Annotated in this window: 1 protein-coding gene; it reads right to left on the bottom strand. The window is 64.8% G+C overall.

Annotated elements, in window-relative coordinates:
* The coding region (locus tag DNK49_RS24320) for a hypothetical protein (protein WP_207807125.1) at positions 1-281 on the bottom strand (281 nt) is incomplete at both ends.

Genomic DNA, 281 nt, shown 5'->3' with positions numbered 1-281 from the left:
GGCCAGTAGCGTCGACATCTGCGTAAAGAGCGCTCGTTCCTCACGCGTACTCTCCCGGTCTTCCGCGTTCTCGGGTTCGAGCCGATCCTGCTCGATACGCAGTAGCGGCACGAAGCTGTCGGGTTCGCAGAGGACGGTGGTGGTGAGTGTGTCAGTGGCCTCGCACACCAGCCGCTCGCCATCCCAGCCGTAGCGGGTGGTGCGGATGTCGTGGCCGGTGGAGACGGACTTGGCGATGCGTCGCGAGAGCGCATCGTAAGCATAGGTGGCCTGTGTGCGGG

The sequence above is a fragment of the Parazoarcus communis SWub3 = DSM 12120 genome (assembly GCF_003226565.1).
Taxonomy (GTDB): Bacteria; Pseudomonadota; Gammaproteobacteria; order Burkholderiales; family Rhodocyclaceae; genus Parazoarcus; species Parazoarcus communis.
Note: the sequence above shows the minus strand (reverse complement) of the source record. Positions and strands in the feature narration are given on the sequence as shown.